The sequence below is a fragment of the Serratia sp. BFP-2025 genome (assembly GCF_050880365.1).
Classification (GTDB): Bacteria; Pseudomonadota; Gammaproteobacteria; order Enterobacterales; family Enterobacteriaceae; genus Serratia; species Serratia surfactantfaciens.
In genome coordinates, this window is the sequence record NZ_JBPAFV010000003.1 from 421,528 (window position 1) to 435,123 (window position 13,596).

11 protein-coding genes are annotated in these 13,596 nt (G+C 56.3%); 8 read left to right on the forward strand and 3 right to left on the reverse strand.

Translation table 11 applies throughout. From position 1 onward, the window contains the following. Together leuB and leuA are read right to left on the reverse strand one after the other, a co-directional pair. Positions 1 to 1,092: a 3-isopropylmalate dehydrogenase gene (gene leuB, locus ACRAWE_RS20045; protein ID WP_025159635.1), complete on the reverse strand. Its 1,092-nt coding sequence runs from the start codon at positions 1,090 to 1,092 to the stop codon at positions 1 to 3. Between the two features lie 2 nt (positions 1,093 to 1,094). Beyond that, on the reverse strand, positions 1,095 to 2,669 hold the full coding sequence (gene leuA, locus ACRAWE_RS20050) for a 2-isopropylmalate synthase (protein ID WP_004932820.1): 1,575 nt from the start codon (positions 2,667 to 2,669) through the stop codon (positions 1,095 to 1,097). Between the two features lie 871 nt (positions 2,670 to 3,540). On the opposite strand from leuA, the gene leuO reads away from it, so the two are divergent. From leuO to cra, 5 genes are all read left to right on the forward strand, one after another. Further along, a complete protein-coding gene (leuO, locus tag ACRAWE_RS20055) occupies positions 3,541 to 4,488 on the forward strand; it encodes a transcriptional regulator LeuO (protein WP_154747112.1) in 948 nt (315 codons plus the stop codon). Positions 4,489 to 4,953: 465 nt separating this feature from the next. Then, a complete protein-coding gene (locus tag ACRAWE_RS20060) occupies positions 4,954 to 6,762 on the forward strand; it encodes an AMP-dependent synthetase/ligase (protein ID WP_019455061.1) in 1,809 nt (602 codons plus the stop codon). A gap of 316 nt (positions 6,763 to 7,078) precedes the next feature. After that, a complete protein-coding gene (gene ilvI / locus ACRAWE_RS20065; protein WP_432525805.1) occupies positions 7,079 to 8,797 on the forward strand; it encodes an acetolactate synthase 3 large subunit in 1,719 nt (572 codons plus the stop codon). Positions 8,798 to 8,799: 2 nt separating this feature from the next. After that, positions 8,800 to 9,291, forward strand: coding sequence for an acetolactate synthase small subunit (gene ilvN / locus ACRAWE_RS20070; RefSeq protein ID WP_025159637.1), 492 nt, complete (start codon positions 8,800 to 8,802; stop codon positions 9,289 to 9,291). Between the two features lie 217 nt (positions 9,292 to 9,508). Next, positions 9,509 to 10,513 (forward strand): catabolite repressor/activator, encoded by a 1,005-nt coding sequence (cra, locus tag ACRAWE_RS20075; RefSeq protein WP_004932801.1) that lies wholly within the window; start codon positions 9,509 to 9,511, stop codon positions 10,511 to 10,513. Positions 10,514 to 10,553: 40 nt separating this feature from the next. Here cra and ACRAWE_RS20080 read toward each other — a convergent pair whose 3' ends face one another. Next, on the reverse strand, positions 10,554 to 10,994 hold the full coding sequence (locus ACRAWE_RS20080) for an L-alanine exporter AlaE (protein ID WP_019455064.1): 441 nt from the start codon (positions 10,992 to 10,994) through the stop codon (positions 10,554 to 10,556). A gap of 865 nt (positions 10,995 to 11,859) precedes the next feature. Here ACRAWE_RS20080 and mraZ point away from each other — a divergent pair. From mraZ to ftsL, 3 genes are read left to right on the forward strand one after another with little or no spacing between them, the layout of a single operon-like run. After that, a complete protein-coding gene (mraZ, locus tag ACRAWE_RS20085) occupies positions 11,860 to 12,318 on the forward strand; it encodes a division/cell wall cluster transcriptional repressor MraZ (protein WP_025159638.1) in 459 nt (152 codons plus the stop codon). Between the two features lie 2 nt (positions 12,319 to 12,320). Next, positions 12,321 to 13,262: a 16S rRNA (cytosine(1402)-N(4))-methyltransferase RsmH gene (rsmH, locus tag ACRAWE_RS20090; RefSeq protein ID WP_004932794.1), complete on the forward strand. Its 942-nt coding sequence runs from the start codon at positions 12,321 to 12,323 to the stop codon at positions 13,260 to 13,262. Next, positions 13,259 to 13,579, forward strand: a complete 321-nt coding sequence (ftsL, locus tag ACRAWE_RS20095) for a cell division protein FtsL (RefSeq protein ID WP_015376645.1) — start codon at positions 13,259 to 13,261, stop codon at positions 13,577 to 13,579. Before rsmH ends, ftsL begins: the two co-directional genes overlap by 4 nt. The last annotated feature ends 17 nt before the right edge of the window (positions 13,580 to 13,596 follow it).

Consider the following 13,596-nt stretch of genomic DNA (forward strand, 5'->3'; position numbering starts at 1 on the left):
TTATGCCCCCTGAGCTACAAAGCGAGCGATGATGTCGCCCATTTCATCGGTGCTGACGGCTTTGCCGTCACCGGCCAGATCGGCGGTGCGGTAGCCCTGTTCCAACGCCTGGTTGATGGCGCGTTCTACGGCGTCGGCCGCTTCATCGGCGCCCAGGCTGTAACGCAGCAGCAGGGTGGCGGACAGGATTTGCGCAATCGGGTTGGCGATGCCTTTGCCTGCAATATCCGGCGCGGAACCGCCCGCCGGTTCGTACAGGCCGAAACCTTGTTCGTTCAGGCTGGCGGATGGCAGCATGCCCATCGAGCCGGTGATCATCGCGCATTCGTCGGACAGGATGTCGCCGAACAGGTTGGAGCACAGCAGCACGTCGAACTGGGACGGATCTTTGATCAGCTGCATGGTGGCGTTGTCGATATACATGTGCGACAGCGACACGTCCGGGTAATCCTTGGCGACCTGATTGACTACTTCACGCCACAGGATGGAGCTTTGCAGCACGTTGGCCTTATCGATCGACGTCACCTTGTGGCGACGCTTGCGGGCGGACTCGAAGGCGATGCGCGCGATGCGCTCAATCTCGAAACGGTGGTACACCTCGGTGTCGAAGGCGCGCTCCTGCATGCCCTGGCCTTCACGGCCCTTCGGCTGGCCGAAGTAGATGCCGCCGGTCAATTCGCGCACGCACAGAATGTCGAAGCCGCGGGCGGCGATGTCGGCGCGCAGCGGGCAGAACGCCTCCAGCCCTTGATACAGGCGCGCCGGGCGCAGGTTGCTGAACAGTTTGAAGTGTTTGCGCAGCGGCAACAGCGCGCCGCGTTCCGGTTGCTCGGCCGGCGGCAGATGTTCCCATTTCGGGCCGCCCACCGAGCCGAACAGGATGGCGTCGGCCTGCTCGCAGCCGGCGACGGTCGCCGCCGGCAACGGGCTGCCGTGGCGATCGATGGCGATACCGCCGACGTCGTACTCGGCGGTGGTGATGCGAATGTCAAAGCGTTGACGCACTGCGTCCAACACTTTGCGCGCCTGAGCCATTACTTCCGGGCCGATACCGTCTCCGGGCAAGACGGCAATGTGATAAGTCTTCGTCATGTTCACACCGTTTCCTGATTATTTTGATGTTTGTTTTGCTGCAGGCGCTGCTTTTCTTTTTCTACCTGCTGTGAGCGCCAAATATTGTTCAACACGTGCACCATCGCCTTGGCGGAGGATTCGACGATGTCGGTCGCCAACCCTACGCCGTGGAAGCGGCGGCCATTGTAAGAGACCACGATATCCACCTGGCCCAGCGCATCGCGGCCATGGCCTTTGGCGGTCAACTGGTACTTCACCAGCTCGATCGGGTAATCGGTGATGCGATTGATCGCCTGATAGACCGCATCGACCGGGCCGTTGCCGGTGGCGGCTTCGGCTTTCTCTTCGCCGCCGCAGATCAGTTTCACCGAGGCGGTGGCCATGATGCTGCTGCCGGATTGCACGCTGAAGTAACCCAGGCTGAAGTGCTCAGGCTCTTCCTGTTGTTTGTTGATGAAGGCCAAGGCCTCCAGATCGTAGTCGAACACCTGGCCCTTTTTGTCGGCCAGCTTCAGGAAGGCGGCGTACAGGGTATCCAGGTTGTAATCCTGCTCCTGGTAGCCCATCTCTTCCATGCGGTGCTTCACCGCCGCGCGGCCGGAGCGGGAGGTCAGGTTCAACTGCACATCCTTCAGGCCGATCGACTGCGGGGTCATGATTTCGTAGTTTTCGCGGTTCTTCAGCACGCCGTCCTGGTGAATGCCGGAGGAGTGGGCGAAGGCGTTGGAGCCGACGATCGCCTTGTTGGCCGGGATCGGCATGTTGCACAGCTGGCTGACGATCTGACTGGTGCGGAAAATTTCCTGGTGATTGATGTTGGTGTGCACATTCATGATGTCCTGGCGCACTTTAATCGCCATGATCACTTCTTCCAGCGAACAGTTGCCGGCGCGTTCACCAATGCCGTTCAGGGTGCCTTCCACCTGGCGGGCACCGGCCTGCACTGCGGCGATGGAGTTGCCGACCGCCATGCCCAAATCATCGTGGCAGTGCACGGAGATGATGGCTTTGTCGATGTTCGGCACGCGGTCATACAGGGTAGTGATGATGCCGCCGAACTGGTTCGGGGTGGTGTAACCGACGGTGTCCGGGATATTGATGGTGGTGGCGCCGGCGTTGATGGCGGCTTCAACCACGCGACACAGATTGTCGATCGGCGTGCGGCCGGCGTCTTCACAGGAGAATTCCACGTCGTCGGTGTAGTTGCGGGCGCGTTTTACCGAGCGCACCGCCATCTCCAGCACTTCATCGAATGAGCGTTTCAGCTTCGATTCGATGTGCAGGGTTGAGGTCGCCAGGAACACGTGGATACGGAAAGCTTCGGCGACGCGCAGCGCTTCGGCGGCCACGTCGATGTCTTTGTCCACGCAGCGGGCCAGGCCGCAGACACGACTGTTTTTGATTTGGCGAGCGATGGTTTGCACCGATTCGAAGTCGCCCGGTGAAGAGACCGGGAAGCCGACTTCCATCACGTCTACGCCCATTCTTTCCAGCGCCAGCGCAATCTGAATCTTCTCTTTTACGCTCAGGCTGGCCTGCAGCGCCTGCTCGCCATCACGCAGCGTGGTATCGAAAATAATGACTTGTTGGCTCATCGGTGCATTCCTTATCGTGTTGATTTCACGCTAAGCGGGCAAAAAAAAACCCGCGCAGTAGCGCGGGTTTCTTATGGGTGATCGGCTGAGTCAGCTCCGAACGTCGTCCACAGGCATACCGCGCAAGCAAGATGCGTTGAGTAGTAGGCCTAGTAGACGGTGAGTACGGATCATAATGGTTCAGCTTCTCTTAAATTGGGTGTCTGCCTAATTTGATACGTGATTGGTCTGGCGATGTCAACACCTGATTGAATGCGGGGACAATGCGCCGGTTAATCTGCCGGACAGAGGATCCTTCGGCAAAAAAGCAGTGCGCCAGAGAAAAAACGAAGGGCAGTTTGCGCGTTGCTTAGCATAAACGAATCGAATATATACTGCACTAATTGCTTCTGGATTTCGTTGAGTTAAAATTCATGATGAAAAAATAAGCGGGTTAATCACGGAGGGCAATAAAATAACATTTTTAATACAAATGGTTTGCGTTGAATTCATATGATTAATTGATTGTTTTGGCCTTAAAATAACAAAATAATGCGATTTAACACAAAGTGAGCGATGTTTTTAGATGGTTTGATGGCTTGCGATGTGTTTTTATAGTTTGTCTCACACGGCACGGTTACGTTGTTTAATTGTATTAATCATTGTTGATACCTAATTATTAGTACCACCCAGGTAGCATTCTTCCTCTGGCGGTAGAAGCTGCTGACATGCATTCCATATACGACTTATATCGTGTCGGTAACACGAGGTTTTTTATCGGCTGATGGCGGTAATGGCAGGATTTTTCGTGCAAAGATAAGACAATGCGGAGTTTCATTGTTTGTCGAGCATAAGGATTAGATTATCTACACAGGATTTAGTGGAGTGAAATATGGCTGAATATGATTCAGAAATCGCCATGGTCAAAGAGCCGGCGGACATCCATTTGCGCAGTGTCGATCTTAATTTGCTGACGGTGTTTGACGCCGTAATGCAAATGCAAAATATTACGCGAGCCGCTAATTCGTTAGGCATGTCGCAGCCGGCGGTGAGCAACGCGGTGGCGCGCCTGAAGGTGATGTTCAACGACGAGCTGTTCGTGCGCTGCGGGCGCGGGATCCAGCCCACCATGCGGGCCAGGCAGCTGTTTGGCCCGGTGCGGCAAGCCCTGCAGCTGGTACAGAATGAGCTGCCGGGCGCAGAGTTTGAGCCGTTGACCAGCACGCGGGCGTTCTCGCTGTCTTTGTGCAGTCCGCTCGATTTGCGTCTGGGGGCCGGGATAATCAATCACGTCAAACAGATCGCGCCGCAGCTTAATCTGCAAGTAAAGTCATATATTAACAATAATATTGAACACCAATTACGCTATCAGGATGTTGAATTTGTCATTGGCTACAGCCGTTTCGAATCGGCGGAGTTCCGCAGCCTGGCGATGTTCGACGACGAATTAGTGCTGGTGGCCGCGCAGGCGCACCCGAGAATGGGAGAAGAGACGACGTCGGAACTCATGCTGGCCGAACAGCATGCCGCGGTTTCCCTGGAAAGTTTTGGATCGTTCAGTAAACCTTTTTATTCCGAGGAGCCGATGCTGCGCGCCGTGACGCAACAGTGCACCGATCTCTATAGCGTACTGAATATGGTGTCGCAAACGGACATGGTGGCGATTGCGCCCGCCTGGTTGGTGCGGCAACAGACGGAAACGTTGAAAATAAAGGCGGTTCCTTTATGCGGCAATGACAATAAAGCCACTTGCTATCTTTCCTGGCATGAATCTTCCGAACGGGATAAAGGGCACCAGTGGATGAAATCTGTTCTGATTGAGGCGGGAAGCCAAAAGTAACGCGATAAAAAACCGGGATTATATAAAGATAATATTTAACCGAGCGATTTTTCTCATGATGAAAACTAAGAACTATCTGTGTTTTTATTAAGATGTTTCTTGGTTTTACGGCGATTAAATAACTTATTTTCAGGGTGAGTTGGTTCGTTTGCCAAAAATAATTAATATAAATTTATATTCTGATTTTGTCTTTCCGACTGGAATTTTAAACTAATCTGATGCGGCGGTCCGAATGGACCGCATTTTATCGGCATCACCCCCTCTTTTCCCCGCCGTTTTGTCCTGGCGATGAAAGCGACGAAGTTAGCCCGTGTTTTAGCTCACACTTCTACGCTGAAATCGCTTTTCCCTCTGTCTGAGAGTAGGTAGACTGCGCAGAAAAAAGTAAACACGTGTAAGCTGAGATGAGAACCGCAAGGCGTCGTTCTGGCTTAACTGTTTGATTCATTTCAGGCTTAGAGCACTATGATCAATAATCTGCTGCAATACCATTTGATCCATCGTATACAGCATCAAATTACCCACCGCGCGGATCGCACAGCGTTTCGCCAATGGTCGCCCAACGGTGAGCTTCAACTGACCTGGGGAGAGGCCGCTGCCCGTATTGATCGCATTGCCGCTGGGCTGCTGGCCCTGGGGGCCGAAGTGCAAGAGCGCATCGGCATTTTCGCCAACAACACCATGGCCTGGTCGCTGGCCGATCTCGCGATCCTGCATCTGCGCGGCGTCAGCGTACCGCTCTATTCCACCAATACGCCGGCGCAGGCGGCGTTCGTCATCAATGACGCCGACATCCGCATCCTGTTCGTCGGCGAGCAGGCGCAGCTGGATGCCGCCATCGCGTTGCGCGGCGTCTGCCCGCAGCTGAGTCATATCATCGTGTTCGACGAGGGCGCCGATCTGCGTGGCTGCGAGATCGCACAACATCTGAGCGCCTTCGAGCGCGCTGCCGATCCGGCGGCTTTTACCGCTCAACGTCAGCAGCGCATTGAAGAGTGCGACCTGCAGGATCTCTTTACCCTGATCTATACCTCGGGCACCACCGGCGAACCGAAAGGGGTCATGCTGGACTACCGCAACCTGGCGGCGCAGCTCTACCTGCATGATGAACGACTGACGGTCGGCGAAGAGGATGTGTCGCTCAGCTTCCTGCCGCTGTCGCACGTATTCGAGCGAGCCTGGAGCTTCTTTGTCATGCATTCCGGCGCGCAGAACGTCTTCCTGCCGAACACCGACTGGGTGCGGGAAGCGATGGGCCAGGTGCGCCCGACGCTGATGTGCGCGGTGCCGCGATTCTACGAGAAGATTTTCAGCGCGGTGCATGAGAAAGTGGCGCGCGCCCCTTGGCTGCGCCGCGCGCTGTTCCACTGGGCGATCGTCTGCGGCGAACGCAAGTTCCTGCAGGAGCGCGCCGGCAAACCGTTGGGCAAACTGTTCGAACTCTCCCACCGCTGGGCCGACAAGCTGGTGTTGAGCAAGCTGCGCGGCATTCTCGGCGGCCGGGTGCGCTTCTTGCCGGCAGCGGGTGCCAAACTGGATGACAATGTGATCCTGTTTTTCCAGGCGATGGGCGTCAACATCAAGTACGGCTACGGCATGACCGAAACCTGTGCGACCGTGTCTTGCTGGGAAGAGGGGCATTTTCGCTTCGGCTCTATCGGCAAGCCGCTGCCGGAGGTTGAGGTGCGCATCGGCGAGGAAAATGAAATCCAGGTGCGCGGGCCGATCGTGATGCGCGGCTATTTCAACAAGCCGTTGGAAACCGCCGCGACCTTTACCCAAGACGGCTGGCTGAAAACCGGCGACGCCGGGGCGATCGATGAAGAGGGCAATCTGTTCATCACCGAGCGCCTGAAGGATTTGATGAAAACCTCCGGCGGCAAATATATCGCGCCGCAGATGCTGGAAGGCACGCTGGCGCAAGATCGCTTTATCGAGCAGGTGGCGATCATCGCCGATGCGCGCAAGTTCGTTTCCGCGCTGATCGTACCGTGCTTTGAGTCGCTGGAAGAGTACGCGAAGTCAGTCAACCTGAAATACCAGGATCGCCTGGAGCTGCTGCGCAACGGTGAGATCCTTGAGATGTTCGAGAAGCGCCTGCGCGAGATGCAAAAGGAGCTGGCGCGTTTCGAGCAGGTGAAGAAGTTCACTTTGCTGCCGGCGGCCTTTTCCATGGAGCTGGGAGAGCTGACGCCAACGCTTAAGCTGCGTCGCAAAGTGATCCTGCAGCGCTATCAGAGCGAAATCGACTCGATGTACCGGGAACAGGCCTGAGGCCGATGCCGGGCCGCCAGCCCGGCGAAAAAAACGACATATTCTTCGCCTGATTTAGTTCTGTAATTTCCCCTCTGTTCGAAACAATGCCTAGCCTGACAACCCCAGGGCTAGCGCATTGTTTTTATAAAGCCACGATCTCCAGCCGCTTGGCAATAACCCCGCTGCGGTTAAGCCATTTTGCCGTTTGCCTGCCCCATATTCTGACGTTATGTTAATTCGATAGCGACAACCCATAAAAATTTTGGGGCATTGCCCCGCAGTAGGCGCTACGTTCCAGCGCCAGAGAAGAATAAGCAAGCCTGGAGGCAAACCCATGGAGATGTTGTCAGGAGCCGAGATGGTCGTCCGATCGTTGATCGATCAGGGCGTTAAACATGTATTCGGCTACCCCGGCGGGGCGGTGCTCGATATCTACGACGCCCTGCATACGGTCGGCGGAATCGATCATATTCTGGTGCGTCACGAGCAAGGGGCGGTGCACATGGCCGACGGCTACGCGCGCGCCACCGGCGAGGTGGGCGTGGTGCTGGTGACGTCCGGCCCGGGCGCCACCAACGCCATTACCGGCATCGCCACCGCCTATATGGATTCTATCCCGATGGTGGTGCTGTCAGGGCAAGTGCCCAGCTCGCTGATTGGCTACGACGCCTTCCAGGAGTGCGATATGGTGGGCATTTCACGGCCGGTGGTGAAACACAGCTTCCTGGTGAAACGCACCGAAGACATCCCGGCGGTGTTGAAGAAGGCATTTTACCTGGCTTCCAGCGGCCGGCCCGGCCCGGTGGTGATCGATCTGCCGAAAGACATCGTCGGCCCGGCGGTGCGGATGCCTTATGCCTACCCGCAGGACGTGAGCATGCGTTCCTACAACCCGACGGTGCAGGGCCACCGCGGGCAGATCAAACGTGCGTTGCAAACCATTCTGGCGGCCAAAAAGCCGGTGATGTATGTCGGCGGCGGCGCGATTAACGCCGGTTGCGAAGCCGAACTGCTGTCGTTGGCGGAGCAATTGAATCTGCCGGTGACCAGCAGCCTGATGGGGTTGGGGGCCTTCCCCGGCACTCATCGTCAGAGCATCGGCATGCTTGGCATGCACGGTACCTATGAAGCCAATAAAACCATGCACCATGCCGATGTGATCTTCGCCGTCGGCGTGCGTTTCGACGATCGCACCACCAATAATCTCGCCAAATACTGCCCGGATGCCACCGTGCTGCATATCGATATCGATCCGACCTCGATCTCCAAAACGGTGGATGCCGATATCCCGATCGTTGGCGACGCCAAACAGGTGTTGGTGCAGATGCTGGAGCTGTTGGCGCAGGATGACAAAACGCAGGATCAAGATGCGCTGCGCGACTGGTGGCAGTCTATCGAACAGTGGCGTGCCCGCGACTGTTTGGGGTACGACAAAAACAGCGGCACCATCAAGCCGCAGGCGGTGATCGAAACCCTGCATCGTCTGACCAAAGGCGACGCCTATGTGACCTCGGACGTGGGGCAGCACCAGATGTTCGCCGCGCTTTATTATCCGTTCGATAAACCGCGCCGTTGGATCAACTCCGGCGGCCTCGGCACCATGGGCTTCGGCCTGCCGGCGGCATTGGGCGTCAAGCTGGCGCTGCCGGAGGAAACCGTGGTGTGCGTTACCGGCGACGGCAGCATCCAGATGAACATTCAGGAGCTGTCCACCGCGCTGCAATATAACCTGCCGGTGGTGGTGGTGAACCTCAACAACCGTTATCTGGGCATGGTGAAGCAGTGGCAGGACATGATTTATTCCGGCCGCCACTCGCAGTCTTACATGGATTCGCTGCCGGACTTCGTCAAGCTGGCCGAGGCCTATGGCCATGTCGGCATCGCCATTCGCACGCCGGATGAGCTGGAAAGCAAGCTGGCGCAGGCGCTGGCGGAAAAAGAGCGGCTGGTGTTCGTCGACGTGACCGTCGATGAAACCGAACATGTTTACCCGATGCAGATCCGCGGCGGAAGCATGGACGAAATGTGGCTTAGCAAAACGGAGAGGACCTGATCATGCGCCGTATTTTATCTGTCTTGCTGGAAAACGAATCCGGCGCCTTGTCGCGCGTGGTTGGGCTGTTCTCCCAGCGCGGTTATAACATCGAAAGCCTGACGGTGGCGCCGACCGACGATCCGACGCTGTCGCGCATGACGATCCAGACCGTCGGCGACGAGAAAGTGCTGGAGCAGATCGAGAAGCAATTGCACAAGCTGGTGGACGTGCTGCGCGTCAGCGAGCTGGTGCAGGGCGCTCACGTCGAGCGCGAGATCATGCTGGTGAAGCTGCAGGCCAGCGGCTATGGCCGTGAAGAGGTGAAACGCTGTGCCGACATCTTCCGAGGGCAGATCGTCGATGTGACGGCAACGCTGTACACGGTGCAATTGGCCGGCACCAGCGACAAACTGGACGCCTTCCTGAGTGCGGTGCGTGACGTGGCGGAAATCGTGGAAGTGGCGCGCTCCGGCGTGGTCGGCGTGTCGCGCGGCGACAAAATCATGCGCTGAGCGCGGTCTGCTGGCGAATAATCGGGGCGCGGCGTGGCTGCGCCCTTTGTTTTTCGGTATTTTTTGCCCGATTGCTGGCACCTTTCGGCAAAAGCGGTTGCTAGGCAGTGTTTTCTGCTGTTAGATCGCAGAGGCTGGATTGAATAACCGCACGGGATGTCATGGTTAATCCGAGCACAGCCTTCACTTCTATTTTCAGCGTCATTAAGGGGTTAATGTGAAACTGGATGAAATCGCGCGTCTCGCGGGCGTTTCGCGCACGACGGCCAGTTACGTCATCAACGGCAAGGCGAAGCAGTATCGTGTCAGCGATAAAACCGTCGAGAAAGTGATGGCCGTGGTCAGGGAGCATAACTATCACCCGAATGCCGTCGCGGCGGGGCTGCGCGCCGGGCGTACCCGTTCTATCGGTCTGGTGATCCCGGATCTGGAAAACACCAGCTATACCCGCATCGCCAACTACCTGGAGCGTCAGGCGCGCCAGCGCGGCTACCAATTGCTGATCGCCTGTTCCGAAGATCAGCCGGACAACGAAATGCGCTGCATTGAACACCTACTGCAGCGCCAGGTGGACGCCATCATCGTTTCCACCGCGTTACCGCCGGAGCACCCTTTCTACCAACGCTGGGCCAACGATCCGTTGCCGATCATCGCGCTGGACCGCGCGTTGGATCGCGAGCATTTCATCAGCGTCGTGGGCGCCGATCAGGAAGACGCCTTTGCGCTGGCGCAAGAGCTGCGCACCTTCCCGGCGGAATCGGTGCTGTATCTGGGCGCCTTGCCGGAGCTATCGGTCAGCTTCCTGCGTGAGCAGGGCTTCCGCCAGGCCTGGCAAGAGGACCCCCGCCACGTCGATTATCTGTACGCCAACAGCTACGAGCGTGAAGCCGCCGGGGCGCTGTTTGCCGAATGGCTGAAAACTCACCCGATGCCGCAGGCGTTGTTCACCACCTCGTTCTCTTTGCTGCAGGGCGTGATGGACGTGACGTTGAAGCAACGCGGCCGTTTGCCGACCGATCTGGCGATCGCCACCTTCGGCGATCATGAACTGTTGGATTTCCTCGAGTGCCCGGTGCTTGCGGTGGCGCAGCGCCATCGCGACGTGGCCGAGCGCGTGCTGGAGCTGGTGCTGGCCAGCCTGGACGAACCGCGTAAACCTAAACCGGGGCTGACGCGCATTCGTCGCAATCTGTTCCGCCGCGGCAGCCTGAGCCGTAAATAGTTTGCCGTCGAGCAGGGGCCCGCATGACCGGGCTCCTGTCTTAGACGTAACCCGTCACCCGAAACAGCCGCCGGCAATACTCCAGGAAGTAGCCATACACCACACCCATCGCCATGGAGACCAGCGCATTGCTGGTTACTGCCGCCAGCATTTGCTGGCCGTCGGCACCGACGCTCCACAGAATGGCGGCATAAACCGGCGACTGAAAGCTGACATAGGCCAGCAAATCGGCGAGATTGCGCAGCAGGAACTGGCCGCGCGGGCTGCGGCGCGCCGTGCGAATAAACAGATCGCGATAACGGCCGTAAGGCCAAGCGATCAGGATGTTGACCGGGATCGACAGCAGGCGGGAAGAGAGGGATTGCTGGAAGCTCATGCCGGAGATCAACACCTCGATCGCCATGCCGGCGATAAAGCAGTACACCACCAACGCGAACGTATCGGCGGCGGCGCTGCGCCAGTGGGCGGCGGGCGAAAGCATGAGTGGCTCCTTTTTTGGTTAAAATACTGTTAAATTGTTATTTTTTGGTTGTTAATTCTTGTTTTTTGCTTTTTAAGTAGTTTACTAATCTGTATTGTGTTTTTTAACTAGTTTTATATTTTTATTTTTAACATTTGTTCGGTTTTTGTCCCGCAGAACCGGGTGGCAGGATGGGGCGGAGAGATTAAAATCGGTGTTTTTGAATAAATTCATTAAAAACATAGTGTTGTGTTTTTTTTGGGCCAGGTGGGGATTTTTTCCGGAAAAAATTGTGGAAATAAAGGTGTAAGAAAATGAAACCATAATTGTAAACAGGTATTTTGGGAATAATCTTACCAAATTGATTTAAATAGAAATTGCTTCTGCTCGTAATATCCGAGCCATTTATTTTTGTCGCGGCCTCATCATTGGTGCACGAATTGAAGTAAAATAGCGCGCGGTTTGACGGTGAATAACGATTGAGCGTTATTAACTCAAGGAGTTATGGCCTTATTCCGCGAACGGTTCGCCAAACGCCGAGCCTTGGCGGGCGCGGCTCGCCAGCGGTTACAGCCCTGAGATTGCCGAGCTGAAAAATGAGACATGGCTTGCAGAAGGAAGTAATGAGTTAATTAATCGCCAGTTCGTCAGGTTTTTAATCAGATTCTTTCCGCTTAGAAAATTCTCTCCGTTTATCATGGTGTTAATTTTTAATCGTCGAATAATCAGAGTTTCTTTCGCGAGTCAGCTCCCAAAATGACCAGAGAAATATTGCCAAAGCGCTGCCGCTCTGGCTTGACAAGGTTTTCATACCCTCCGTAAACTCCATTGTGTGGGAATTTGTGGGGTAAAGTGGTGAAAACGGTCACTAAGGGGTAGCTCAGGAATGTTCCGTGGAGCGACGATGGTCAACCTCGACAGCAAAGGGCGGCTCGCCGTACCTACCCGATATCGGGAATTGCTCAACGAGGAATCGCAAGGCCAAATGGTCTGTACCATTGACCTCCATCAGCCCTGCCTGCTGCTTTATCCTTTGCCCGAATGGGAAATTATTGAACAAAAATTATCACGTCTGTCGAGCATGAATCCCGCCGAGCGCCGCGTTCAGCGCCTGCTGCTGGGGCATGCCAGTGAGTGTCAGATGGATAGTGCCGGTCGTTTGCTGCTCGCCAATACGCTGCGGCAACACGCCGGGCTCACGAAAGAAGTGATGCTGGTCGGTCAGTTCAACAAGTTTGAACTGTGGGATGAACAGACCTGGTATCAACAAGTCAAGGATGATATTGACGCTGAACAGTCGACTCAGGAACCGTTGTCTGAGCGGCTACAGGACTTGTCGCTATAAGCATGTTGGAAAACTATAAACACACCACCGTCCTGCTGGACGAAGCCGTCAACGGCCTCAATATCCGCAGCAACGGCATATATATCGACGGTACTTTTGGTCGCGGTGGCCATTCTCGTCTGATTCTGTCCCAGCTGGGGCCGGAAGGGCGCTTGCTGGCGATTGACCGTGACCCTCAGGCGATTGCAGCCGCCAAATCTATTGAAGATCCTCGTTTTACCATCGTACACGGCCCATTCTCCGAGTTGTCGCACTATGTGCGGGAGCGCGAACTGGTGGGCAAGATCGACGGCGTTCTGCTCGATCTGGGCGTTTCCTCGCCGCAGCTTGACGACGCAGAGCGCGGGTTTTCCTTTATGCGCGACGGTCCGTTGGACATGCGCATGGATCCGTCCACCGGCCTGTCTGCCGCAGAATGGCTGATGAAGGCTGAAGCGGACGACATCGCCTGGGTGCTGAAAACCTTTGGCGAAGAGCGCTTCGCCAAGCGCATCGCGCGCGCCATCGTGGAAAGAAACCGCGTGGAGCCGATGACGCGCACCAAAGAGCTGGCGGATCTGATCGCCGATGCCAGTCCGTTCCGGGAAAAGCATAAGCACCCGGCGACGCGCAGCTTCCAGGCGATCCGCATCTATATCAACAGCGAGCTGGAAGAGATCGAGCGTGCGCTCGACGGCGCGCTGGAAGTACTGGCCCCACAGGGCCGTTTGTCGATCATCAGCTTCCACTCGCTGGAAGACCGCATCGTCAAACGCTTTATGCGTCACCATAGCCGCGGCGCTCAGGTGCCGGCCGGCATTCCGTTGACCGAAGAACAGCTGCGCGGCATGGGCGGCCGGACGCTGAAAGCGCTGGGCAAAATGATGCCGTCGGAAGCGGAAGTGGCGGACAACCCGCGTGCGCGCAGCTCGGTGCTGCGTATTGCTGAGAGGATGCCCGCGTGATCGGCAACGAACGTCACGGTCTGGTTGGGGTCATTGGCGGCGATCTGCTGCGCAACGCCAAGATCCCTCTGATTTTACTGATTGCGTCACTGGTCTCCGCGATTTTCGTGGTGACCACCGCGCACCGCACCCGCCTGCTGACCGCCGAGCGCGAGCAGCTGGTATTGGAGCGCGATGCGTTGGACATCGAGTGGCGCAACCTGATTTTAGAAGAGAACGCCCTCGGCGATCACAGCCGGGTTGAACGTATCGCGACAGAAAAACTGCAGATGCAACATGTTGATCCATCGCAGGAAAATATCATCGTTAAACAATGAATGGTTTAACCGGAATA